The organism is Gordonia jacobaea (genome assembly GCF_965344965.1).
Classification (GTDB): Bacteria; Actinomycetota; Actinomycetes; order Mycobacteriales; family Mycobacteriaceae; genus Gordonia; species Gordonia jacobaea.
This window is the reverse complement of the sequence record NZ_CBDRLS010000003.1, coordinates 562,671-584,162: the sequence shown is the minus strand read 5'-3', so window position 1 is coordinate 584,162 and position 21,492 is coordinate 562,671. Positions and strand designations below refer to the sequence as shown.

Annotated in this window: 23 protein-coding genes; 12 read left to right on the top strand and 11 right to left on the bottom strand. The window is 62.7% G+C overall.

Features of this window, described 5'->3' with window-relative positions; genetic code table 11:
- Positions 1–22 precede the first annotated feature (22 nt).
- On the bottom strand, positions 23–1,210 hold the full coding sequence (locus ACRVY7_RS13295) for a CaiB/BaiF CoA transferase family protein (protein WP_431817373.1): 1,188 nt from the start codon (positions 1,208–1,210) through the stop codon (positions 23–25).
- A 119-nt stretch (positions 1,211–1,329) separates the two neighbouring features.
- Here ACRVY7_RS13295 and ACRVY7_RS13290 point away from each other — a divergent pair, with 119 nt between their 5' ends.
- The 3 genes from ACRVY7_RS13290 to ACRVY7_RS13280 all read left to right on the top strand — a co-directional run bounded on the left by ACRVY7_RS13290 (position 1,330) and on the right by ACRVY7_RS13280 (position 3,928).
- Positions 1,330–2,205: a LysR family transcriptional regulator gene (locus tag ACRVY7_RS13290; RefSeq protein WP_431817372.1), complete on the top strand. Its 876-nt coding sequence runs from the start codon at positions 1,330–1,332 to the stop codon at positions 2,203–2,205.
- Between the two features lie 433 nt (positions 2,206–2,638).
- On the top strand, positions 2,639–3,295 hold the full coding sequence (locus ACRVY7_RS13285; RefSeq protein WP_431817371.1) for a DUF4352 domain-containing protein: 657 nt from the start codon (positions 2,639–2,641) through the stop codon (positions 3,293–3,295).
- A gap of 93 nt (positions 3,296–3,388) precedes the next feature.
- Positions 3,389–3,928 (top strand): hypothetical protein, encoded by a 540-nt coding sequence (locus ACRVY7_RS13280; RefSeq protein WP_431817370.1) that lies wholly within the window; start codon positions 3,389–3,391, stop codon positions 3,926–3,928.
- Positions 3,929–4,114: 186 nt separating this feature from the next.
- Here ACRVY7_RS13280 and ACRVY7_RS13275 read toward each other — a convergent pair whose 3' ends face one another.
- Positions 4,115–4,507 carry a PPOX class F420-dependent oxidoreductase gene (locus ACRVY7_RS13275; RefSeq protein ID WP_431817369.1) on the bottom strand — a complete coding sequence of 131 codons (393 nt, stop codon included), beginning with the start codon at positions 4,505–4,507 and terminating at the stop codon, positions 4,115–4,117.
- A 69-nt stretch (positions 4,508–4,576) separates the two neighbouring features.
- Positions 4,577–6,292, bottom strand: coding sequence for an acyl-CoA dehydrogenase family protein (locus tag ACRVY7_RS13270; protein WP_431817368.1), 1,716 nt, complete (start codon positions 6,290–6,292; stop codon positions 4,577–4,579).
- Between the two features lie 186 nt (positions 6,293–6,478).
- On the opposite strand from ACRVY7_RS13270, the gene ACRVY7_RS13265 reads away from it, so the two are divergent.
- Both ACRVY7_RS13265 and ACRVY7_RS13260 read left to right on the top strand, forming a co-directional pair.
- Entirely contained in the window at positions 6,479–7,009 is a 531-nt protein-coding gene (locus tag ACRVY7_RS13265) for an LppP/LprE family lipoprotein (protein ID WP_431817367.1), read from the top strand.
- A 54-nt stretch (positions 7,010–7,063) separates the two neighbouring features.
- A complete protein-coding gene (locus ACRVY7_RS13260) occupies positions 7,064–7,606 on the top strand; it encodes a GNAT family N-acetyltransferase (RefSeq protein ID WP_431817366.1) in 543 nt (180 codons plus the stop codon).
- A 4-nt stretch (positions 7,607–7,610) separates the two neighbouring features.
- Here the strand turns inward: ACRVY7_RS13260 and ACRVY7_RS13255 are convergent, their stop codons facing one another.
- Positions 7,611–8,855 carry an acyl-CoA dehydrogenase family protein gene (locus ACRVY7_RS13255; protein WP_431817365.1) on the bottom strand — a complete coding sequence of 415 codons (1,245 nt, stop codon included), beginning with the start codon at positions 8,853–8,855 and terminating at the stop codon, positions 7,611–7,613.
- 146 nt (positions 8,856–9,001) lie between these two features.
- On the opposite strand from ACRVY7_RS13255, the gene ACRVY7_RS13250 reads away from it, so the two are divergent.
- Together ACRVY7_RS13250 and ACRVY7_RS13245 are read left to right on the top strand one after the other, a co-directional pair.
- Positions 9,002–9,367, top strand: a complete 366-nt coding sequence (locus ACRVY7_RS13250) for a TraR/DksA family transcriptional regulator (RefSeq protein WP_431817364.1) — start codon at positions 9,002–9,004, stop codon at positions 9,365–9,367.
- Positions 9,368–9,453: 86 nt separating this feature from the next.
- Positions 9,454–9,732 carry a hypothetical protein gene (locus tag ACRVY7_RS13245; protein ID WP_431817363.1) on the top strand — a complete coding sequence of 93 codons (279 nt, stop codon included), beginning with the start codon at positions 9,454–9,456 and terminating at the stop codon, positions 9,730–9,732.
- 175 nt (positions 9,733–9,907) lie between these two features.
- Here the strand turns inward: ACRVY7_RS13245 and ACRVY7_RS13240 are convergent, their stop codons facing one another.
- From ACRVY7_RS13240 to ACRVY7_RS13210, 7 genes are all read right to left on the bottom strand, one after another.
- Positions 9,908–10,996 (bottom strand): hypothetical protein, encoded by a 1,089-nt coding sequence (locus ACRVY7_RS13240; RefSeq protein WP_431817362.1) that lies wholly within the window; start codon positions 10,994–10,996, stop codon positions 9,908–9,910.
- Positions 10,997–11,082: 86 nt separating this feature from the next.
- Positions 11,083–11,727 (bottom strand): dihydrofolate reductase family protein, encoded by a 645-nt coding sequence (locus ACRVY7_RS13235; protein ID WP_431817361.1) that lies wholly within the window; start codon positions 11,725–11,727, stop codon positions 11,083–11,085.
- A 102-nt stretch (positions 11,728–11,829) separates the two neighbouring features.
- Positions 11,830–12,294, bottom strand: a complete 465-nt coding sequence (locus ACRVY7_RS13230) for an SRPBCC family protein (RefSeq protein WP_005203059.1) — start codon at positions 12,292–12,294, stop codon at positions 11,830–11,832.
- A gap of 117 nt (positions 12,295–12,411) precedes the next feature.
- Complete coding sequence (gdhA, locus tag ACRVY7_RS13225; protein WP_431817360.1) at positions 12,412–13,761, bottom strand: NADP-specific glutamate dehydrogenase; 1,350 nt, start codon at positions 13,759–13,761, stop codon at positions 12,412–12,414.
- 116 nt (positions 13,762–13,877) lie between these two features.
- Positions 13,878–14,306 (bottom strand): type II toxin-antitoxin system Rv0910 family toxin, encoded by a 429-nt coding sequence (locus ACRVY7_RS13220; protein WP_049697430.1) that lies wholly within the window; start codon positions 14,304–14,306, stop codon positions 13,878–13,880.
- Between the two features lie 54 nt (positions 14,307–14,360).
- Entirely contained in the window at positions 14,361–15,245 is an 885-nt protein-coding gene (locus tag ACRVY7_RS13215; RefSeq protein ID WP_431817359.1) for an enoyl-CoA hydratase-related protein, read from the bottom strand.
- A 92-nt stretch (positions 15,246–15,337) separates the two neighbouring features.
- Complete coding sequence (locus ACRVY7_RS13210; RefSeq protein ID WP_431817358.1) at positions 15,338–17,113, bottom strand: oleate hydratase; 1,776 nt, start codon at positions 17,111–17,113, stop codon at positions 15,338–15,340.
- Positions 17,114–17,705: 592 nt separating this feature from the next.
- On the opposite strand from ACRVY7_RS13210, the gene ACRVY7_RS13205 reads away from it, so the two are divergent.
- The 5 genes from ACRVY7_RS13205 to ACRVY7_RS13185 all read left to right on the top strand — a co-directional run bounded on the left by ACRVY7_RS13205 (position 17,706) and on the right by ACRVY7_RS13185 (position 21,419).
- Positions 17,706–18,332: an LGFP repeat-containing protein gene (locus ACRVY7_RS13205; RefSeq protein ID WP_431817357.1), complete on the top strand. Its 627-nt coding sequence runs from the start codon at positions 17,706–17,708 to the stop codon at positions 18,330–18,332.
- Positions 18,333–18,595: 263 nt separating this feature from the next.
- Positions 18,596–19,612, top strand: a complete 1,017-nt coding sequence (locus ACRVY7_RS13200; RefSeq protein WP_431817522.1) for a YihY/virulence factor BrkB family protein — start codon at positions 18,596–18,598, stop codon at positions 19,610–19,612.
- Positions 19,613–19,730: 118 nt separating this feature from the next.
- Positions 19,731–20,258, top strand: a complete 528-nt coding sequence (locus ACRVY7_RS13195; protein WP_431817356.1) for a methylated-DNA--[protein]-cysteine S-methyltransferase — start codon at positions 19,731–19,733, stop codon at positions 20,256–20,258.
- A 58-nt stretch (positions 20,259–20,316) separates the two neighbouring features.
- Positions 20,317–20,814, top strand: coding sequence for an RNA polymerase sigma factor (locus ACRVY7_RS13190; protein WP_431817355.1), 498 nt, complete (start codon positions 20,317–20,319; stop codon positions 20,812–20,814).
- On the top strand, positions 20,811–21,419 hold the full coding sequence (locus tag ACRVY7_RS13185; RefSeq protein WP_431817354.1) for a methylated-DNA--[protein]-cysteine S-methyltransferase: 609 nt from the start codon (positions 20,811–20,813) through the stop codon (positions 21,417–21,419). Before ACRVY7_RS13190 ends, ACRVY7_RS13185 begins: the two co-directional genes overlap by 4 nt.
- The last annotated feature ends 73 nt before the right edge of the window (positions 21,420–21,492 follow it).

The window sequence follows — 21,492 nt, the reverse complement described above, 5'->3', positions numbered from 1 at the left end:
CCGGTGAACATCATTTCTGCTGTCAGCGTCCGACGGCGCCGAGAACGTCGGCGGTGCTGGCACCGTACTGCTCCGGTAGCCGCCTGATGTCGGTTGGCGTCCGTGAGTACTCCAATGGGTTGCGCACCATACGAACTCGTCCCTCGGTCGGATGGTCGACCTCACCGATCAGGTGTACTTCACGGACATAGTCGTCGTTGGGTAGGTCGGCGATGTCGGTGACCAGTCCGAACGGAATGTCGTGGGCATTCAGGTACTCCTCCCACTCCGCGGTGGTCTTGGTTGTCGAGTGCTCGAGGACCTCTTCCCACCCCGAATTGAAGACGTCGCGGTCGATCGCAACGGTGTCCCATACGGGGTCGGCTGCGCGCTCGTGGCGGCCGGCGCCGATGAGTAGTTGGCGAATCGCGGCGTTGGTGTAGGCGACGGCGGCGATCGCCCCGCCGTCGCGCGTGCGCATTGCGCGGTGAATCTGGCTCAGGCTGAGGGGATTTCCCGCGTCGCCTGCTGGGGGAACGAACATCTCGCCGCCGAGGTGCTCCACGGCATTGACGGCGATCATCGCATCTGCCATGGCAATTCGGAGGTACTGGCCCTGTCCGGTGCGCACCTGATCGACCACGGCACCCAGGACGCCGATGGCGAGATACAGTGCGACGGTCTTGTCGGCGATGAACGTCGGCAGGAACTGCAGACTGCCGTTCGCTCGCTCCTGCATGTTGACGATTCCGCTCACTGCCTGAATGACCTCGTCATACGCAGGCCGATCCGCAGCGCTCGATGTTTCGTTGAAACCCTGTGCGTGCGCGTAGATCAGGTGAGGAAAGCGCTTTTTCAGACTGTCGTAGTCGATTCCGAGCTTCGTCAGTGCGCGACCCCGCATATTGGTGACCAAAACGTCGGCATCTGCCAGCAGGTCCAGCAGCGTATCAACGCCGCCGGGCGCCTTGAGATTGAGTGTGATGCTGCGCTTGTTGCGATTGAGCTGCATGTAGAGCGCAGCCATTCCCGGATTGCGCTCCACATTGGCCGGCGAGATCCGGGCGTTGTCTCCTGGTGATTCGATTCTGATGACATCGGCGCCCATGTCGCCCAAGATCTGGGTCGCCATCGGCCCCAGAACCACCTTGGACAAATCGACAATTCGGACACCGGCTAGTGGTCCAGTTGCTTCGCCGCCGATATTCAATGGAAATGCGTTGTCGCCCATAATGTCTCCCGACTTTCGTAGTTGACCTGTACTCGAGTGTATGTGCTTTGGGATGCTAAAGGAATGACCATGTGTATTGCTTCGGTATGATCGCGGCGATAACACCAATGGAGGTCTCAATGGAGATTCGACATCTTCGGTACTTCGTGGCAGTCGCCCGCGAGTTGAGTTTCACGAAGGCTGCGCAGTCCCTGCACATGTCGACGCCGCCGCTGAGTCAGCGAATCAGATCGATGGAGTCCGAACTCGGTGTCAAGCTCTTCGACCGCTCCACTCACCACACCGCACTGACAACGGCCGGACGCGAGTTGCTCCCGCTCGCAAGGCAATTGGTCACCGAGTTCGACACCCTGTCCGCACGGGTCAACCAACCGTCGCCGGGACTCGATGTACGCCTGACCGTTCCCGACGTCTTGTCGCGTGCGCAGCGGCGTTGTGTGTCTCAAGTGATCGACGATCTATCAGATCTGTTCACCATTCGCTTACGTCAGAGCCCGTCAGTGGCGATGGAAGTCGAACTGATCGACGCCACAACCGATCTCGCTCTGTGTCACATGCCGACGAATCACCCTCAGTTGGTGGATCGGTTGCTGTGGTCGAATGAACTCGACGTGGTGGTCGATGCCCGCCGCTTTTCCGGACGGGTCGACGTCACCGCCGCCGAACTGCGCGACCTCAGCTTCTTACGCGGTCCACGCCATTGGGACCTGCGTTCCAATCAGCACTTCTCCGAACTGCGACAGCGCGGCATCCAGATCGAACCCAATGTTCGCTACAGCGACGTCAGCGGAATGCTGTTGTTACTACGGCACGCGCCGTTGTTTGCGCTCATTCCGCGTGACTCGGAAGTCCGAGCGGTCATCGAATCTGAGGAGATTTCGCTTCTCCCCATCAGCGATCTGTCGATGAAGATCACCACAAGCTGCATCCGCCGGTCGGGTGACGTCCATCTGGCCCCTCTGATTGACGCACTCGCCGCCTCGTTGAATCCGTGAGGCGCGCGGGTCGTCGACCCTGGTGACGGCTGCTGCCATACCTCATCTGTCGCGATTTACCTTCGGCACTGCTGAAGGTAGCTGCGCACAGATGAGGTGCGCAGCAGATCCCCGGGGCCTGGGCTCTATATCTGGGGCGCGCCTTCGAAAAGACTGACAGATATCAAGTACTGATTCTGTCCGTGCGGATTGACCCGCGCCGTAGCCCGGTCGGTCAACCAAGCCGTCCAGGGGTCGGGGATGAGGTGTATTCCGATCACACAGCGGTGCGGAAATCCGCGTCTCGCGACCTACACCTGCGTCACAATCCGCTCCCGCGGTCTGTGTTGACCGGATTTCGGGATTTGTGAAACTACAGTGGAATGTCGGGCTAGTGTATGCGCGAACGCCTCGACATCCGTAGGCGACCGAGCACGAAGGAACCTGCGCATTCATGGTGTATCCGTCTGGTCCTCCGCCACACCGGGCCGCACCACCTCCCCATCAGCGACGTCAGTCGGGGCTGCCGGGCTGGGCGTGGGCATTGATCGGTGTCGGTGCCGCGGTGGTGGTGCTGTTCGCTCTGCTGCTGGCAATCGGGCTTGCCGCAGCTCCCGACACCGCGACGTCGGCGTCGACCACATCGAGCCCAGCACGTGGTGGTGCAGCACCTGAGGCTGCCGCCCCTCCCAAGGTCACGCAACCAACGGCGACGTCGACAGCCGCCATGCGAAAGCCGGTATCGGACGGCGCGTTCGCGCAGTTCGAGGTGACCGGGGTACAGACGGGCTTGGCCTCGGTTGGTGACTTTCTCACCGAGTCTGCCCAAGGCGTCTACGTACTCATCGATGTCACCATCACCAACACCTCCAGCTCACCGATCTCGTTCAGCTTGAGTCAGCAGGTGGTGCGTGATGCGGGTGGGCGCGCCTACCAAATCGACTCGTCGGCCACCGTTGTCGCCAACGACAACACCAGTTGGATCACCGATATCAACCCTGGAAACAGTGTGCATGCGGTTCTCGTCGTTGACGTACCACCCACCGCGGTGCCTGCCTCAATCTCACTGCGCGCCTCGGGTGGTCGACCGGTCACGATCGCGCTGAGGTGACCGCTGAAGGCATCGCACACCCTCATACGTCGGGAAACGAATGGTCTGTCGCACTACACCAGTGCGGCGGGCACCCATGAAAGGAACACCTCTGTGACCGATCCGAACAACCCGAACAATCCCCAGCAGCCCTACCCCAATCAGGGTGGTACGCCGTCGGGGCAGCCCTACTATCCGCCGCAGCAGGGCCAGCCCTACCCCGGATATCCGGCCACCGAACCACCCAAGCAGAAGCGAAAGAAGTGGCCGTGGATTCTGTTGGCGATTTTCGTGGTGATCATCGCGATCATCGCTTCCTGTTCGGTACTGGTCGGCGGTGCGGTCAAATCGGTAGACGACGAATCGAAGCGCGTGGTTGACGTCACCTACGAGATCACCGGTGATGGACCCACTGCGTCGGCGACCTACACCACCGGCAACCTCAACATCGCCCAGGACACCGACGTGCCGGTGCCGTGGACCAAGCAAGTCCAAATCAGTGGGCTCGGCAAGTCCGTGACGTTGAGCGCCTCCAATAGCATCGACGGTTCAGGAACGATCACCTGCGCCATCAAGCAGGGTGACAAGGTGATCTCCACCAACACCAGCTCGGGACCAGGTGCCACCGCTAGCTGTTCAGGTACCGCCGACTAACGGCGGCACACACTGCGGCCCGTCTCGCCTTGGCTAAGCCGAGATGGGGCCGCAGTGAGTTGACGAATTCGGCTCTGCCGCAACACCGACGGACTCATCGGTTGCACCGCACCTCATCTGTCGCGATTTACCTTCTGCACCGCCGAAGGTGAATAGACACAGATGAGGTGCGGGGCCGGGCAGTCGTCACGGCACCCGCGAGATCCGGTCGGCCTCGATCGTGACGATGACGCGGGTCTGCTCCTGGCCGCCGTACCAGGCGTACGGCTTGCCGGTGTACTTGTGAGCCAACTCGTTGATCGAGTCGACGCCTCCGTCGGTGGTCATCTCAACTACTCGACCGCGAATTTGAGTAAACAGCGCCGGATTCGCGGGATCAGAGATCGCGACAGCGACTCGGGGATCCCTTTCGAAATTGCGGGCCTTCTGCATGCCCGCGACGACGTTGATCACGACGCGCTTGCCATCGGTGTCGACCCAGGTCTGTGTCAACTGCGGTGATCCGTCCGGCATCACGGTCGCGACGTAGCAGAGCGCAGGTGTACGCAGTAGTTCGACGAGGTCATCAGGCAAGTCCATGTGGAGCTCCCTTGGGATGGTTGACGCGGCAGGGCGTCGCGCACTGCCGACTGTACTGACCGCTGGCTGTCAGGCCGGCATCACGTACGCGCCGTCGAGCTCCTTCACCTGCTGCCAGACCCTGTCGAAGGAGTCGGCATCGGCGACGGGTCGTCGGACAGCGTCAAGTGCCCACGCCTGCTGCTGGGGCGTCGCCGTCGGCTTGCCGTACAGCGATACGGCGTAGCCGGAGAAGTCGCGGATCTGGAAGTCGAAGATCCGGTTGAGCAGATCGGCGTCGAGTCCGATGAGCGAGGCTTGTTCAAGGATCAACTGCCCGTAGACGACCAGTGAGAACAGGTGTCCGATTGTGAGGACGAAGTCGAGGTCCTTCTGCTGCTCCGCGCTGGGCGCGGCGGTCTGCAAGAGCTTCTGCAGTGCCTGCGCCTGCTCGTAGAACACCGCGACGTTCGGCACATCGGTGCGCGCCGCGTACGGTGCGGTCCAATCGCCGAAGCGCACCTTGCCCGCACCGCCGACGGGGCCCTGCGCGAAAAAGAAAGCGTCGTCGGTGGCGTCGAGCCGCGTCTCGATCTCGGGATACTCGACCGGCCCGAACAGGTAGTTGGGCATGAACTTGAGGATCTGCCCGACGTTGACGTGCACGGTGCCCTCGAGCCGCGGCAGCCACCCGATGAAGCGGTTGGCCTGATGGAAGTACGTGTTCTTCTCGTAGCCCTTCGCGGCGATCGCATCGAGCAGCAGCGTCATCACGGTTTCGCCCTCGGAGGTCACCTTCGACTTCGTCACCGGGTTGAACAGCAGGTAGCGGCGGTCGTCGAGGCTCGCCGAACGGAAGTAGTCCCCGGCGCGGTCGCTGAACAGCTTCATGGCCGACAGTCGCGCGAATGCGTCGACAAAATTGCCCTGGACGTGCGAGAAGTCGGTGACCGGGTTGCCGTAGAGGATCCGGTTGTTGGCGTGGTCGATCGCCTCGTACAGCGAATGCGTGCACATCCCGACCGAGCCGTGACACAGATTGAATTTTCCGACGTTGACCGTGTTCAACGCGGCGGCGAATGCTTCGGGGCCGGTGTGCAGGATGTCGTCGGCGCTCACCGGATAGTTGTCGAGCTCGAAGGTCGACACGAACATCTGTCCGTGCACGACGTTGTCGATGAGACGGTAGTTCTCGTGCCTGCTGTCGACGGCGAAGAACACGTAGCCGTCGGGTCCCTCGATGTCGGCGCGGCGGCCGAACACTGACACCATGCCTGCGACGTTGCCATTGCCGATGTAGTACTTGGTGCCCGACGCGGTGAACCCGCCGGCGCCGTCGTCGGTCAGCACCATGTCGGTGCTGTACACATCCGCACCGTGTGTTCGCTCCGACAATCCGAAGGCCATGACCTCGCCGTCGAGAAGCTGCTGTGCCGCTTTGGTTTTCGCGACGTCATTGCTCGACATCCAGATCGGGCCGAGACCCAGAATGGTGACCTGCTCGGCATACCAGTACGACAAGCCGTAGAAGCCGAAGATCTCGCTGAGGGCGGCATTGCGCGCGGCGTCCCACCGTCGGTTCTCGTCGCCGTCGGCATACGCGGCGGGCGTGAGGAACGTCGCGAAGAGCTTTTCCTTCTTCTCGAACTCGAGGAAGTCGGTGACCCACTCGGCGTTCAGATCGGCCTGCAGCAGGCGCTCCTTGCCGTACGACTCGAAAAAGTCGATCGTCGCGCGCAACAACCTGCGGGTCTCGGCGTCGAACTGCGAGTAGTCGTTGGTGGCAGGGTTCAGCAGCAGACTCATGGGGCAAGCGTAGCCAGTCGGGCATTGCGCCCACAGATCGACCATGCACCGTCGATGGGTCTGGTCCACTCGATAACGATCGCGCGTCTGCCTCGTATCGAAAGGTAAAGCGGCTAACGCGGCACGACGTCGAGCCGAAAGACACCACAGGGCCGGGAAACGTCCACTCGAACCTTGGAGTCGTCAATGTCTCGTCGTCGCACACGTGTACTGAGTTTCCTCGCCGCATCCGCGTTCCTGACGTCCCTCGCGGCGGCACCCGCAGCAGCTGCCCCGCCGGGCGCTCAGGCCGCCGGTACCTCCGTCGGTAGCGCCTGTCTGTCGGTTGCTTCGTCGGAAGTGCAGCGCGGACTCCGCCAGATAGGTCCGCCACTCGGTCGAAACGATCTGCACTGGGTCCTGCGGGCGAAGTCGAATGACCGTACCCCGTGGTGCCCGCCACTGATGTGGGCGGCGTTCGACACATCGGGCGGCACGGGTTCATCGCCCGTAGCTGTACTGCTGTTCCGGCCCGGAAAGTACCTCGGCTCCGCTTGGAAGCCCACCGGCTTCGTGTCCGTGACGGGTTCGACGCCGATCAGCGTCACGATCACCTACAAGTGGTTGAATCCGGGCGACGCGAACGCCAACCCGACGGGCGGTCCCGTCTCGTCAACCTATGTGGGACTGTGGGATTCGTTCTTCCGTTTCGGTGAGCTCCCGCCTCCCGGAAAGTGAGTTCGACGCCGCGCTCGTCGAGAATCACCGCGCCTGTTGGCTATGCTGCCGACCATGCACACCGAGATCGTCGACGCGGCGCACTCAACCGGAGATCCGCAGGCGCGGCAGCGGTTTGCCCGCGAAGCGCACCCGATCCTGTTCGGCTTGGTCCGCGACGGCGCCGCACTCGGATGGGTTGATCCACCGGCGGAAGCGGAGGTGGCCGAGCTGATCGACGAGATCCTCAGCCATGTCGCAGTCGGCGACGCGTCACTACGGGCTGCGTACGTCGACGATGTGCTTGTGGGCCTTGGCTACTGGAGTCGCTATGCCCGCCCGACGCATCGGCCGCACGCCGACATCGAGAAGATCGCCGTCAACCCGAGCGCCCAGGGCATGGGCATCGGTCGCGCGCTGACGGCTGCCCTGATCGACGATGCCAGGGCAGCCGGCGTCGAAGTACTCACCTTGGATGCGCGCGGCGACAACATAGCGGCGTTGTCCCTGTACGAATCCCTGGGTTTCACCGAGTACGGGCGCCTACCGAGATTTGTCGCCTTCGGGGAACGCCGCTACGACAAGGTCTTCCTGATGATCGACCTGCGCTCGACGTGAGGCGTTACCCCTTCGCGTCTCCGGTGGTCGCAGCAGTATCGGTGCGCACACCGGCACTCCACGCATACGGTAGATCCGCTCCGTTGAGCAGGTAGTCACCGATCGATCGCAGCTTCTGGTTGATCGGGTTGTGCACGGCAAGGGTGCGTGCGTTGCGCCAATGCCTGTCCAGCGCAAGCTCTTCCGCCACGATCGACGCCCCGCCGACCTCGAAGAGTTCGTTCGTCGCCGCGAGTACCTGCGCTGCGATCGCCGCTTGCGCCTGTCCCGCGGCAAGCTCGACGCGGGTGATCGCCTCGGCGTCCTCGGGGTCGTTGGCGAGCAGTTCGTCGAGGAGATCCGCGACGGCGAGGACACTCGAGCGAGCCGAAAACGCAGTGGCAGAAAGGCGTCCGACGATCTCCTGGACCAGCGGGTCGTCACGCTGACGATCGGCGACCGAATGGGTGAACGTGCGCTCGCGCTTGGACACCCAATCGATCAGGTCGTCGGTCGCACGCTGCGCGATACCCGCGAGTCCGGCCAACTGGAACAGTTGAAGGTAGGCGGTGGCATACGTGGGGCCCGCTGCTCCGTATCCGGGACCGAGGATCTCATCGTCGTGCACGACGACGTCGGTGAAAACAGTTGTGCCGCTTGCGGTGAGACGTTGGCCGAACCCGCGCCAGTCGTCGATGCGCTTGACTCCCTCCCGTGTCGCCGGGACGAGAACGCTGACCCGTTCACCGTCACGGTCAGCAGCCACGAGGATGTGGTCGGCGTACAACGAGCCTGTGCTGTAGAACTTTTCGCCGTTCAACCGCCACTCGTCGCCCGTTCGAGTCAACACGGTGCGGTAGCCGTCGATGGCGCCGGCGCCGGGCTCGGTGATCGCGTTGCCGACCAGGATGCCGTCGGCGATAGCGGCGATCAGGCGTTCGTTACGCGCGATGAGTTGGTCTTCGACAAACGAGAAGTGCACGCGCAGCGCCTGCGTGATGTTTGAGTCTGCTGTGGCGAGGTCGATCAGTTCGGTGAACAGGTCGCGCACCGACGCGCCGGAGCCACCGAGTTCGACGGGCAGCCGCTGCGCTCCGAAGCGACGCTCCCACAGCAGAGCAACCTCAGGGTGCGCCAGAGTGCGCGACCGCTCGCGCTCGACCGCACCCGAGGCAATGGTCGCGTATACGTCGTCGAAGGAGGTGGGGTCGAAATCGGTGGGACGGTCGTCGACCTGGTTGGGACGATCCTGCGTCAATGAGGTGGTCATGGAAAGTCAAGCTGTCATGTTCGTGTGTCGCTGGCACCCGTTGTGCTCACGGGGATATTTACTCGACGCCGATGCGGGTACCCGTGAGCGACCCGGACGTACCATGTCTCAAACGTGGCATGCCCCAGACGTAGAGTGTGGCTGACATGAACTCGCACAACCAGTCCATTGAGACGCTCGTCGCCGAGCGGGATCGCACGGTGGGCTTGATCGAGTCTCTGTCTGCGCGGCTGACTGCGGTGCTTGAGGCGACCTCCGACGAGGCGTCCGACGACGAGCACGACCCGGAGGGATCGACGCTCGCCGTCGAGCGCGGACAACTCGTCGCTCAACTCCAGCGTTCGCGTGACCGGCTGGTCGAGATCGACTCTGCTGTCGAGCGGGTCGAGCACGGTTCGTACGGACGATGCGAGACGTGCGGCAAGCCAATCGATCCCGAACGTCTCGACGTTCTGCCCGCCGCACGCCAGTGCATCGACTGTGCGAGAAAGGGTTCGACGCGCAGGTGGTGAGGGCGCCGTTCAAACAACCGATACCCGTTTCCGAAGCCGCACCAATCTGCAAGAGTCAGACCCAGACATACGAGGGGACAGATCCCATGGCACGCACAACCAAGCGCTCGATCTTCTCCGACAAGGCACAACCCACGTTGAGCGCCATTGAGGTCGACCGAGGCCGCCGAGCCGCACGAGCCGCTGCCAGCGCGGCACGAGGATCGCTGTGGCTCACCAAGAAACGGCTCTACCGGCGGTACCGCGACGACGCAGGCGATCGCTTCCTCGACTGGTCGCGCTGGAAAGCCGCGTATGTCGGTGAGTACGGATCGTCGACACCAGGGGTAGGCAACTCAGCCACCGATTTCAGCGGCTACGTCTGACACGGCGTGGGCCAACCCGACCTCTGTCGGCAAAGGTTGCAGAACTCTCCCGTTTTCAGTCAATTTCGGAGCTGCCCGACAGCAAAAGGCCAGGTCGGCTCGCCGGGACTGTTCAGAAATGACTGAAAACGGGAAGGCCGAGGCGTCCTGGTGCGACAACCGAGCGGTGTCGCACCTATTTGGCCAACACCGTCGCGGTGATCTTTGGCTGCCAGTCGTTGGTGAGCAGCGCACCAAAGTTGTCTTCCCGATTATTCGACGACGTTCCCTGGTCCCGAACCGAGTAGATGAACGCGGGGCCGCAATAGCCCGACTGTCCGGCCGCCCGCAGAACGTCGACGATCTGCGTCGCCTGCTCCTGCTGGGTCACCATGTCGGTGGCCCCGAATCCCAGTGAGCCAAGACCGAAGTCGCTGGAGCCCGATGTCCCCGCTGCCGGTCGGGTCGGAGCACCCATCTCCGTCAGCCAGATCTTCTTTCCGGCGTCACCATTCGACGTCATCACCGAGCGGATTTGCTGAGTCTCGCTCCAGCCGTTCGGCTTTGAGTTGATGCCCTTCGGAAACACGTACGCATGCATGGCAGTGGCGTTGAAGTAGTTCTTGGCACCCGCGGCGTACATCTTGGTGACGAAGTCGACCGCCCCGGCGCCAGGGCTCATGCCCGCGGCAACAACAGTCGACGACGGCTGCACCGCTTTGATCGCGGTATATGACGCCTTCAGCAGCGCCGTGTACTCGGTGGGATTCGCCGGATACAAGCCCCAGAAGGCCGGCAGGTTCGGCTCGTTCCAGATCTCGTGACGCGTCACGTCGGGGTAGCGCTTGATGAAAGCTTTCAGGAAAGGGGCAATGCTCGCGGCGTTTGACGGGGGTGCGTACATCCCCGCCAACGCACCCCCGCGTCGCGCCCATGCCGGAGTCGACAACACCAACGACAGCACTTTCAGTTTGTGAGCACGCGCCGCCTTGATCACCCGGTCCGTCACCGCCCAGTTGTACGTGCCCTTCGTACTCTCGATTTCCGACCAGTTGATGAGTACGCGCAACCACTCGCCGCGCGTCTTCGATACAGCGTCGAGTTCGCGATTCAGATCGGCCGCACTCATAGTCAATTGCGGGGCACCTTGAGCGAAGCCGTAGCCGGCGGCGGGTGCGATCACATCGGCACGGGCGGCCGACGACCCGACCAGAACCGACCCAACGAACAAGGCGATCGTCGCGGCGACGACCAACGCCCGCGTTGCTGCACACTTCACTCGCATAGTCTGTACCTCGCAGGTCATCGACGCTGATCGAATGAGTCTAGCCAGCGAGAAGCAGACTGGGCCTTGCTTACGATTCCTGGTCCCTATTTGCGATTCCAGAACTGATGGATCAGCCCGGTTGACGTCGGGACGGACTCGATGTCGAAGCGTGTGTGAATCCCGCCGAGTCCTGACCACAGCGACACTCCCCCGCCGAGCACGATCGGGTTGATGGAGAGGTGCATGAAGTCGACGAGATCGTCGCGGAGGAACTGATTCACGGTCGACGGTCCTCCGCCGATTCGCACGTCGCGCCCCTCGGCGAGGTCGAGGGCGAGTTCGAGCGCTTTCGAAGGAGAGGCGTCGACAAAGTGGAAGACGGTTCCGTTGTCGAACGTGATGGGTTCGCGCTCATGGTGGGTCAACACGATCACCGGAGTCTGAAACGGGGGCTCGTCTTCCCACCATCCGCGCCACCCGTCGTCGGGCCACTCGCCCTGTTGTGGCCCGAACTTGCCGCGGCCCATGATCTCCACGCCGACACCCTGACCCCACACGCTGGAGAAGACGCGGTCAGCACTGATCGGTGCGTCCGCATTCTGGACACCGGCGATCACGCGTCCGTCGAAGTTGCCGAACAGTTCCCCGGCGCCGCCGATCGGTTCGTCCAGCGTGATGTGGTCGCCTGCGGCGTAGCCGTCGAGTGAGACGTTCATCAGGTCGACCCGTACCTGCGCCTTGCGTGCCATCGTCAGACTCCTTGTCCTCGTCGTCAGCGACTGCTGATCGCAGTCACCCTACGACTGACCATGCGCCAGCGCGGAACTCATCGGTGATGGCGCGCCTGAGTCTCAGCCGCTGACCGCCGCGGCCAAACGCCCCAGAGTGTCTTCAAGCTGTTCTTCGGTGACCAGCGGAAAGCTGACCTTCTTGAGGAGATCTTTGTCGGTGACCTTCGACCAGTCGTAGGTGTGACGCACGAGCGTCTTGTCGGGGCCCTGGGCTTCGAGCTCCCACACCCACTCCCATCCGGGAGGCTCGGTGCCGGCGGGTGCGGTCTGCCACGCCAGAAGTTTGTCCTTGGCGTAGCCGGTGACGTGGTTGTCGGTCTTGTACTCACCACCCATGTGCGCGCCCTCCATGTTCATGGTGAATACGTCGCCGACCTCCTGAATCCGATCGGCGTGGTCGACGCTGCGGACGAATCCCGAACCGTCGAGTTCCGGGTGGCGCCGAGGATTGCTGAGCACGTCGAAGACCTGGTCGGCCGGTGCGTCGATGACTCGTTCTACCGTGACACTCGTGTGTTCGCTCATACCTCCACCGTGCCGAAGGCGTCGACTCTTGGCAACCATGCGGACGAATCAGCAACCGCGGTGGACGGTCCGCGAGAGGCTTGCCGATCAGCCGCGATCGCGCTGATGGGCGCCGCCTCAGATCACCCCGAGCGCGAGCATCGCATCGGCGACGTGGGTGAAACCTGCGATGTTTGCGCCGAGCACGTAGTCACCGGGCGCTCCGTACTCGTCGGCGGTGCTCAGGCAATTCTCGTGGATGCCGCGCATGATCTGTGCGAGTCGTAGCTCTGTGTGCTCGAAGCTCCACGAGTCGCGAGAAGCGTTCTGCTGCATCTCGAGTGCGCTCGTCGCGACACCGCCGGCGTTGGCGGCCTTGCCGGGAGCGAACAGGACGCCCGACGACGAAAAGGCTTTGATCGCCTCCGGCGTGGATGGCATGTTGGCGCCCTCGGCGACGATGGTGCAGCCGTGCGCGATGAGGCTCGCGGCGTCGTCGGAATCCAGTTCGTTCTGGGTGGCGCAGGGAATGGCGATGTCTGTCGGCACGTCCCAGATCGATCCCGAGGACACGAAATGTGCTGGTGCACCCCGCTTCTCGGCGTAGTCGGAGACACGCCCGCGATGAACACCCTTGATCTCCTTGAGGAGTTCGAGGTCGATCCCGTCTTCGTCGACGACGTAGCCACCGGAATCCGAGCAGGCGACAACTCGCCCGCCGAGCTGGTGGACCTTCTCGATCGCATAGAGCGCGACGTTGCCGGAGCCTGAGACGACGACGCGCTTGCCGTCGAGGTCTTGTCCTCTGGCGTTGAGCATCTCGCGCACGAAGAAGACGACGCCATAGCCGGTGGCCTCGGTCCGCACCTGCGAGCCGCCCCACGACAGTCCTTTGCCGGTCAGTACGCCTGACTCGTAGCGGTTGGTGATGCGCTTGTATTGCCCGAAGAGGTAGCCGATCTCGCGACCGCCGACGCCGATGTCACCTGCCGGGACGTCGGTGTGCTCACCGATATGGCGATACAGCTCGGTCATGAACGACTGGCAGAACCGCATGATCTCGCCGTCGGATCGACCCTTCGGATCGAAATCCGTTCCGCCCTTGCCCCCGCCGATGGGGAGGCCGGTGAGCGCGTTTTTGAAGATCTGTTCGAAGCCGAGGAACTTGATCACTCCGAGGTACACGCTCGGATGGAACCGCAGACCACCCTTGTACGGCCCGAGCGCGGAGTTGAATTCGACGCGGAAACCTCGATTGATACGAACTGCTCCGGTGTCGTCGACCCACGGAACCCGGAAGATGATCTGACGTTCGGGCTCGCAGAGGCGCTCGATGATCCCCGCGTCGGCGTAGTGCGGGTGTTTGACGAGAACGGCGCCGAGGCTGTCGAACACCTCGCGTACCGCCTGGTGGAACTCGACCTCGCCGGGGTTGCGGGCCACCACCTCGTCGTAGAGATCCTGCACCTTCTCGTCGAAGAACGACACCTCACACCTCCATGCGCTCGCCGAAACGGCCGGTCAGGCCGCCGGACACCATCATGGAGCCTATCGCCCGATAGAAAAATCTCTCATGTCGGGCATAGCGAACGTCTTCTCCTCGATCAGTGGAGCGCCGCGAGATTCTCGATGGAGCGGCGAACGTCGGAGGTGATGACCTTGGCGACGAGGCGGCCGATGGGGCCGCTCAGTAGGCCGCCGTCGAGAGTGGCATTGAGGTGGAATCGCGAACCGTTCGTCGTCTTCGTCACTGTCATTCGAAGACCGATCCTGACCCCGCCGATCCCGTGCCCCGAGAGTGAAATCGTCTCCGGCTCAGAATATTCGGTCACCGTCCAGTGGATGACGTTGCGAAATCCTTTGACTTTGATCAGCGACGAGACGTGGGTTCCGACGGTGATCTGGTCAGGCAGTTCACTGCGCCAACCGCCGAAGATCGTCATCCATTCGGGGAACCGCGAGAGGTCGGACGCCAGATTCCACGCCTGTTCGGGTGAGAGATTCGACTCGACACTTACGTCGACGTCGGCCATGGGTACCTTTCGGTCGAAGAGGTGGGATTCACTGGTGGGTGGGTTTCGTCGAGATCAGAAGATCTCGGGCAGATCGCTCGACACCTTGTCGGTGAACACGGCTCGACGCTTCTCCAGGAACGCGGTCACGCCCTCGGCGACGTCGGGCATCGAACCCCTGACGAAGATCGCTTTCGAGTCAGCCTCGTGCGCGTCGCGAGGACTCGGCGCACCGGCCATTCGCCAGATCAACTGACGTGTGAGAGCAACCGACACGGGGGCGCTGTCGGCGGTCATCTCGCGTGCCACGGCGATCGCGGTGTCGACGACGTGATCCTTGGGGACGACCTCTTGGACCAGGCCGGCGTCCAATGCCTCTGTGGCGCTGACCATCTGGCCGCCGTACGTCCATTTGAGCGCTGTCGGGATACCGACGAGGCGTGGCAGGAACCACGACGAGCACGCCTCGGGCACCAAGCCGCGACGGGTGAACACGAAGCCGAACTTCGCGTCGTCGGACGCGATGCGGGCGTCGGCGGGCAGCGTCATCGTCACACGGACACCCGCCGCGGGGCCGTTGATCGCCGCCACCACGGGCTTCAAAGAATCGAAGATTCGGAGCGCGGTCTGCCCCCCGGAGTCGGGCGGAACGACCCCGGGGGTGGTCTCGCCGTGGACGAACGTGTCGACACCGGCCTCGAGGTCGGCGCCCGCGCAGAATGCCCGGCCGGTCCCGGTGATCACGACGGCGCGCACGGAATCGTCGGCGTCGGTGGCGGCGAGTGCGGCCTTGATCTCCTCGCCCATCTCATGTGTGAAGGCGTTGAGCCGATCCGGCCGGTTGAGTCGCAGGATGACGATCTCGTCATCGCGATCGATCTGCACGGTTGTGGACGGACCAGCGGGGTGAGACGGACCAGCAGGTTCAGACGGACCAGCGGAGTCCTTCGACGACGGCATTCCGTCAATCTACGCGGATCATGGCAGACGCAGACAAGCCGACGCCGCGACCTGGTGGGTCGCGGCGTCGGCGTGCTCGTCCTCGCGTGCCGTCAGACCAGTTTGGCGTCCTGGAGCAACTGCTCGATGTAGGTGCCTTCGATCTTCTTCAGCGCGGCCTTGCCGATCAGCTTCTCGATGAGCGGGAACTTGATCTCGCTCAACGGCTTTCGGTCGTTGAGGTAGTAGATCGACGAAAGCAACACGCGGATGTCGAACGACGAGTCGAAGACCTCGGGAACGCCACGGTCGACGTTGAGATGTGTGTACACGGCCTCCATGGCGGTGCGCACCGAGTACTCCGTCGTGAAGACCGTGTCACGCTCGGTCTCGGAGAAGTTGCCGATGAACGAGAGGTTCTTGTAACCCTCGGGTACGACGAGCGGACGGTCGCCGAGTGCGCGCGGCATGAAGTACGACGTGATGTAGGGCATGTTGCACGGAACCGTCGACGCCGAATTGTGGGCCAGATCGTCGATCTGATCCTCCGGAACGCCGAGGTGGTAGAGCCACTCAGCGCAGAGTTCTGCTCCCGTGCATTCCCTGATCGTCTTCTTCACGTAATCGCCCGGCTTGTCGGAGAACAGGCCGTAGATCCACGCCACGATCTCCTTTTGTGGGTCCTGCGCCTCGAAGTGCGGCTGACGACTCACGGTGAACCCGTAGAGCCAACTCGAGTCTGCGATGTTGCAGGGGCCGCCGGTCACGATCTTTCCGTTGCGCGGGTCGCGACCGGTGATCTTCTCGATGTAGGGCCAGATCTTGTCGTCGGTGAGCGTGACGGTAGCCGAGATGGACCAGTTGGCCTCGGGGATGTTCTCGCAGAACTTCTCGGGGTGACCGAGCGAGGCATCCTGGGCGGCGAGGTTCTTCCACAGCGACCATGCGCCGCCTTTGTCGGTGACGACGGGTGCGGGTGTGTCGTTGTCGCCGTAGGTCGACGACTCGGTGATCGACCCGTTGGTGACGAACACGATGTCGTTCTCGGACAGGTCGATGGTCTTGGATTCGCCGTTCTCGGTGAGCAGGATTCGCTTGGCGAGTTTGCTGCTGCCGGAGCTGTCGAGCTCGATGTTGTCGACCTGCGTGTTGTACACGAAGGTGACCCCGTTGCCCTCGAGGTAGGCGACCAACGGCTTGATGAGCGACTCGTACTGGTTGTAGCGGGTGAAGCGCAACGACGTGAGGTCGGCCAGCGTGGAGATGTGGTGGATGAAACGCAGGGTGTAGCGCCGCATTTCGAGTGCGCTCGCCCACGGTTCGAACGCGAACATCGTCGCCCAGTAGAGCCAGAAGTGCGATTCGAAGAACTCCTTGCCGAAGACCTCGTCGATGCGCTTGTCCTGCAAGTCTTCTTCGCGCGTGAGGACCAGCTTCATGAGTTCCTCAGCGGCACCCCGCGTCAGGGTGAGGTCTTTCATCTGGTCGATCTTCTCGCCCCGATTATGGATCGCGCGTGCCGGGTTGGAGCTGGGATTGTCCTTGTGCAGCCAGTACATTTCGTCGAGCACCGACGCGTTTTCCACGGCGAGCGACGGGATCGATTTGAAGAGATCCCAGAGGGCCTCGAAGTGCGCCTCCATCTCGCGGCCACCGCGGATGATGAAGCCCTTGTGCTCGTCGAGGATTCCATCCATGCTGCCGCCGGGAAGTCCGAGCTCCTCGAAGATCGTTATCTTGTTGCCCGGCAACTGTGCATCACGAATCAGGAACGCCGCGCCGGCCAGGGACGCGAGTCCGGAACCGACAAAGTAGGCACTCTTGCCGTCGACATCTGCAGGCTTCTCCGGCCGTCCGAATGCCTCGAAATTTCCGTTACTTCGGTACACGTGCGTCTCGCCTTTCGTCGTCGGACATCATGCGCCCGCGTCAGGATCGAACTCGAACAACTTCGACGCTAGTCGGCTGGTTGCGGACAGTGTTCCGGATCGAGATGAATTGTTGTGGTTCCCGGACAGTGTGACCTGTCATTCCCTCCGCACAGCGCGGACAGGTGCGCCACAGTACGACGGCAGGTCACCGAAAATCGTGGGCCGGCATCCACAGCCCGACAGACAAGAAACCACCGACCGGTGCGGTCGGTGGTTTCTGGATGGACGGTGTCGGTCAATGCGCCTCTCGGCGAATAATCCGCTCGAAGCGGTGAAGGTTGGGACCTGGGGCAATGAATCCGGCACCGTCGACTCCTTCAACTATCGATTGTCCCGACATATTCCGCAGCCCTATAGCGGGGTTGCTTCGACGTGGAACTCACGATTGGGACACGATCGATGTCCGCTACGTCGGCCTTGCCAGGCTGATGTTGCAACACTGCACCAGTCCCCGATTTCTGGTCGATCGCTGCCGCCAGTGTGCTTACGGTCCTGAATGCGGTCTTGAGAACCGTGTAGTGCTCGAGAGTCTCGAACCGAAGGGGAACCAATGAAGCAGACCACTCGTCGTATCGCCGGTGTCGTTGCAGCGGCGTCGGCAGTCGCGCTCGTCGCTGCCGGTTGTAGCGACGACAACGATTCGGGTTCGGCGGCGTCGTCGTCGGTGTCGGCAAGCGAATCCGGCATGGCGGGAATGTCGGGGATGTCAGGATCGGCGGCTGCCGGTGCATCCGTGGAGCTCAAAGCTGCCGACGGCAGCACGGTCACGTTGAGTGGACCGATCGCAGCGAAGTATCAGGCGGCGACCGAACAGCAAAAGACCGATCTGGGCGCACCGAGCACCGGGGCAGACGCATCGGGCACTGGCTCGAACGGCGTCGTGTTCCAGCAGTTCGCCGGCGGTGTCATCACTGCAAAGAACGGCGAAGAGGCAACCCCGGCGTACATCACCTGGGGCAAGATCCGCGACGCGTGGAACGTCAAGCGTGATGCCGAGGGCAACCCGTCCGCTGACGGTAAGGGCGGATCGCAGGGTCCGCTCGGCACGGCAACCAGCGACGAGACCACTGAAGGCGGCGTCAAGACCTCGACGTTCGAGCACGGGAAGATCACCTGGAACTCGTCGACCAACACCGTCGAGGTCACGGTGAATGGCAAGGTCGTTCCGACCCAGTAGTCGCGTCGGAGCAGCTTCAACGATCAACGACGACCCTTACCAGCACTCGGTGCGGTAAGGGTCGTCGGCTGTCTTTGTCAGGGTTTGGCGCTCGTCGCCCCGGCGAGCCGCACTGACTGAATGGGACGCTTCGGAATAGGATTCAACAAGGCCAGACGGCGGAAATCGCGGCCAGTCGCATTCGCTGGTGGGCGGGTTGCGGCCAGTTCGGAACGTCGCCACTCGGAGGCGAGAGAGGCGAGCGGTTGTCACGATCTGAACGGTTGTCGATTCCCGAACGAATCGACAACTTTCAACACCGGCATCCAAGGACCGGATACCCGCTCGCTGTGCTCTACAAGTTCTTCGACGACCAGGGCGGATACCTTGCAGCACTGATCGCCTACTACGGCTTCGTCTCGCTGTTTCCGCTGCTCCTTGTTTTCACATCGATTCTGGGAATTGTTCTGCGGGACAACCCGGAACTAGAGCAACGAATCCTTGACTCCGCGTTGTCGCAAATACCTGTCATCGGGTCGCAACTGCGCGAGACAGGCACGATCAGCGGCAGCGGTGTGGCGGTCGCCATCGGCGTCATCGGCGCGATCTACGGCGGACTCGGGGTGGCCGTGGCAATTCAGAATGCGATGAACATCATCTGGAATGTCCCGAGAAATGAGAGGCCGAATCCGATACAGGCGCGTCTCAAAGGGGCTGTGCTCCTGCTGACGATCGGGGGCTCGATCATCGGTCTGACCGTCTTGAACGGCGTAATCGCCGCGGTCGACCTCGGCTCGGTGGGTAGGCCCCTCGCCATTATCGCGTCGGTGGTCCTGTACGCGACAGTCTTCACCATCGCGTTCGTCATCGGAACTGCGCGTTCGGTGAGCGTGCGCGACGTACTGCCCGGAGCGATCGCGGCAGCGCTGTGCTGGCAGGCTCTGCAAACGTTCGGCAGTGTCTACGTTCAGCGAGTGATCGTGCGATCGAGTGCGACCAACGGTGTGTTCGCTGTGGTGCTGGGGCTGCTGGCCTTCCTCTACGTCGCGGCGGTGCTGGTCATCTTCTGCGTGGAAAGCAACGCGGTCCGCGTCGACAAGCTTTATCCTCGTTCACTTTTGACGCCATTCACCGACAACGTGGTCCTGACCCCCGGTGACGAGGCCGCATACACCGCGCAGGCGCAGGCGCAGCGCAGCAAGGGATTCGAGGAGATCGAGGTTTCCTTCGACAATCCGGCCGCTGCCGAGATCGACCCTGACGCAAGCGGCGCGAGCAGACAACACGACAAAGACCCGTGACGACTCACCGGTGGCACGTCCACCGGTCGCGGACGCCACACGCGAGCCTCACGTTTGTCCCCACTTGTGCGACTGCAGGGCAAGAACAGCACGGTGCGGTGACACAAGGAGTACGGAAATGACAAATGCACACACGACGAGCACGGCGAGATACGACCTGGTCACGACCTCCCTGGGTGCGGTGACCATCGTCGCGACGGGTGATGCGATCACCGGGATCTACTTCTCCGATCAGCGACGTCGCCCCGACGACGCGGAGTTCGGCCGCCACGTCGACGACGATGCGCTGCTCGACGCCGCGGCATCGCAACTTCTCGAGTACCTCGAGGGTGACCGAACTGACTTCGATCTCCCGGTGCGTACTCACGGCGACAAGTTCCACCAAGCGGTATGGGATGCGTTGCGCGCCATCCCATATGGCACCACCACGACCTACGGGCAGGTGGCCGCAGAGATCGGAATGCCGCGGCAGGCTCAGCGGGTCGGACAGGCCGTCGGAAGCAATCCTGTTGGCATGGTGATCCCTTGCCATCGGGTGATCGGAGCCGACGGTTCATTGACCGGCTACGCAGGCGGGCTGGAGCGTAAGCGGCATCTCCTCGAACTGGAGGAGCCGACAGAGGTCCGGGCATCGATGTTGTTCTGACAGCCGCGGGACCCGATCTCACGTTCTGACGTTCCGCGGCGTTTACCGTGTGATGGACATGAAAGAACCTTTCGAACGTGCTGTGGCAACGCATGGCGCAACGGTGTTACGGGTCTGCCGGGCCAGCCTCGGTGTCGGACCCGACGCCGATGACGCCTGGTCAGAGACGTTTCTGGCCGCGCTGCGCGCCTGGCCGGACCTCGCCGACGACATCAATGTCGAGGCGTGGTTGGTGCGAGTCGCCCAACGCAAGGCCATCGACATCATCCGAGGTCGACAGCGTCGTCCGTTCCCCACCGATGCCATCCCGGAGACGCCGGACCCGCGTGCTGTGCCCTCCGATCGTTCGGGAGTGTGGGATGCGGTTGCCCGACTCCCCGACCGTCAACGATTCGCCATTGCCTACCACTACATCGGCGGGTTGCCCCACGCCGAGACCGCTGAACTGCTCGGCAGCACACCCGATGCCGTCCGGCGAGCTGCTGCCGACGGTATGAAAACACTGCGACGCGTGTACATCGATGCCGACGACCAACGAGGACACGAAACACCATGAACGACAACACAACTGATCTCGGCATGGACGACTTTCCGGTCTCCGTCGGAGATCTCACCGCCCTACACGCACGACTGGAAATCGGTGCAGTGCAACAAGGACTCCTCGACGTGGGCTACCGGACCGTCGACACCCCCATCGGGACACTGCTGTTGGCGGCGACAGACACAGGACTCGTGCGCGTCGCGTTCGAGAACGAGGGGTTCGACACCGTGCTCGAAGATCTGGCAGACAAGATCGGACCACGAATTCTGCGAGTGCCGGCAATGCTCGACGACGCCGCCGCCCAGCTCGACGAGTACTTCGACGGACGCCGACAGGAGTTCGGACTGGCTCTCGATCATCGCTTGTCGTCGGGTTTCCGGGAGCAAGTGCAGCGCTACCTGCCGCGGATCGGGTACGGACAGACCACGACGTACAAGCAACTCGCTCAGCGGGTGGGCAATCCTGCCGCGATCCGCGCCGTCGGAACGGCCTGCGCAACCAATCCGTTGCCCGTTGTCGTTCCCTGTCACCGGGTGTTGCGCACCGACGGGACGCTCGGCGGCTACCTCGGTGGGCTGGAGGTCAAGTCGGCTCTGCTCGCACTCGAAAGTGCCGCGTGACCTCACTGAACATGACCGTTCGAGCGCGTGCGGGCTAGAGTTGGGTAACCACGCCTTCAGCCAATGGGCATCA

Excerpts from the sequence above, each read along its gene's own strand:
- ACRVY7_RS13295 (WP_431817373.1), bottom strand. The coding sequence starts at position 1,210 with ATGGGCGACAACGCATTTCCATTGAATATCGGCGGCGAAGCAACTGGA.
- ACRVY7_RS13290 (WP_431817372.1), top strand. The coding sequence starts at position 1,330 with ATGGAGATTCGACATCTTCGGTACTTCGTGGCAGTCGCCCGCGAGTTG.
- ACRVY7_RS13285 (WP_431817371.1), top strand. The coding sequence starts at position 2,639 with ATGGTGTATCCGTCTGGTCCTCCGCCACACCGGGCCGCACCACCTCCC.
- ACRVY7_RS13275 (WP_431817369.1), bottom strand. The coding sequence starts at position 4,507 with ATGGACTTGCCTGATGACCTCGTCGAACTACTGCGTACACCTGCGCTC.
- ACRVY7_RS13270 (WP_431817368.1), bottom strand. The coding sequence starts at position 6,292 with ATGAGTCTGCTGCTGAACCCTGCCACCAACGACTACTCGCAGTTCGAC.
- ACRVY7_RS13265 (WP_431817367.1), top strand. The coding sequence starts at position 6,479 with ATGTCTCGTCGTCGCACACGTGTACTGAGTTTCCTCGCCGCATCCGCG.
- ACRVY7_RS13260 (WP_431817366.1), top strand. The coding sequence starts at position 7,064 with ATGCACACCGAGATCGTCGACGCGGCGCACTCAACCGGAGATCCGCAG.
- ACRVY7_RS13255 (WP_431817365.1), bottom strand. The coding sequence starts at position 8,855 with ATGACCACCTCATTGACGCAGGATCGTCCCAACCAGGTCGACGACCGT.
- ACRVY7_RS13250 (WP_431817364.1), top strand. The coding sequence starts at position 9,002 with ATGAACTCGCACAACCAGTCCATTGAGACGCTCGTCGCCGAGCGGGAT.
- ACRVY7_RS13245 (WP_431817363.1), top strand. The coding sequence starts at position 9,454 with ATGGCACGCACAACCAAGCGCTCGATCTTCTCCGACAAGGCACAACCC.
- ACRVY7_RS13240 (WP_431817362.1), bottom strand. The coding sequence starts at position 10,996 with ATGCGAGTGAAGTGTGCAGCAACGCGGGCGTTGGTCGTCGCCGCGACG.
- ACRVY7_RS13235 (WP_431817361.1), bottom strand. The coding sequence starts at position 11,727 with ATGGCACGCAAGGCGCAGGTACGGGTCGACCTGATGAACGTCTCACTC.
- ACRVY7_RS13230 (WP_005203059.1), bottom strand. The coding sequence starts at position 12,294 with ATGAGCGAACACACGAGTGTCACGGTAGAACGAGTCATCGACGCACCG.
- ACRVY7_RS13220 (WP_049697430.1), bottom strand. The coding sequence starts at position 14,306 with ATGGCCGACGTCGACGTAAGTGTCGAGTCGAATCTCTCACCCGAACAG.
- ACRVY7_RS13215 (WP_431817359.1), bottom strand. The coding sequence starts at position 15,245 with ATGCCGTCGTCGAAGGACTCCGCTGGTCCGTCTGAACCTGCTGGTCCG.
- ACRVY7_RS13205 (WP_431817357.1), top strand. The coding sequence starts at position 17,706 with ATGAAGCAGACCACTCGTCGTATCGCCGGTGTCGTTGCAGCGGCGTCG.
- ACRVY7_RS13195 (WP_431817356.1), top strand. The coding sequence starts at position 19,731 with ATGACAAATGCACACACGACGAGCACGGCGAGATACGACCTGGTCACG.
- ACRVY7_RS13190 (WP_431817355.1), top strand. The coding sequence starts at position 20,317 with ATGAAAGAACCTTTCGAACGTGCTGTGGCAACGCATGGCGCAACGGTG.
- ACRVY7_RS13185 (WP_431817354.1), top strand. The coding sequence starts at position 20,811 with ATGAACGACAACACAACTGATCTCGGCATGGACGACTTTCCGGTCTCC.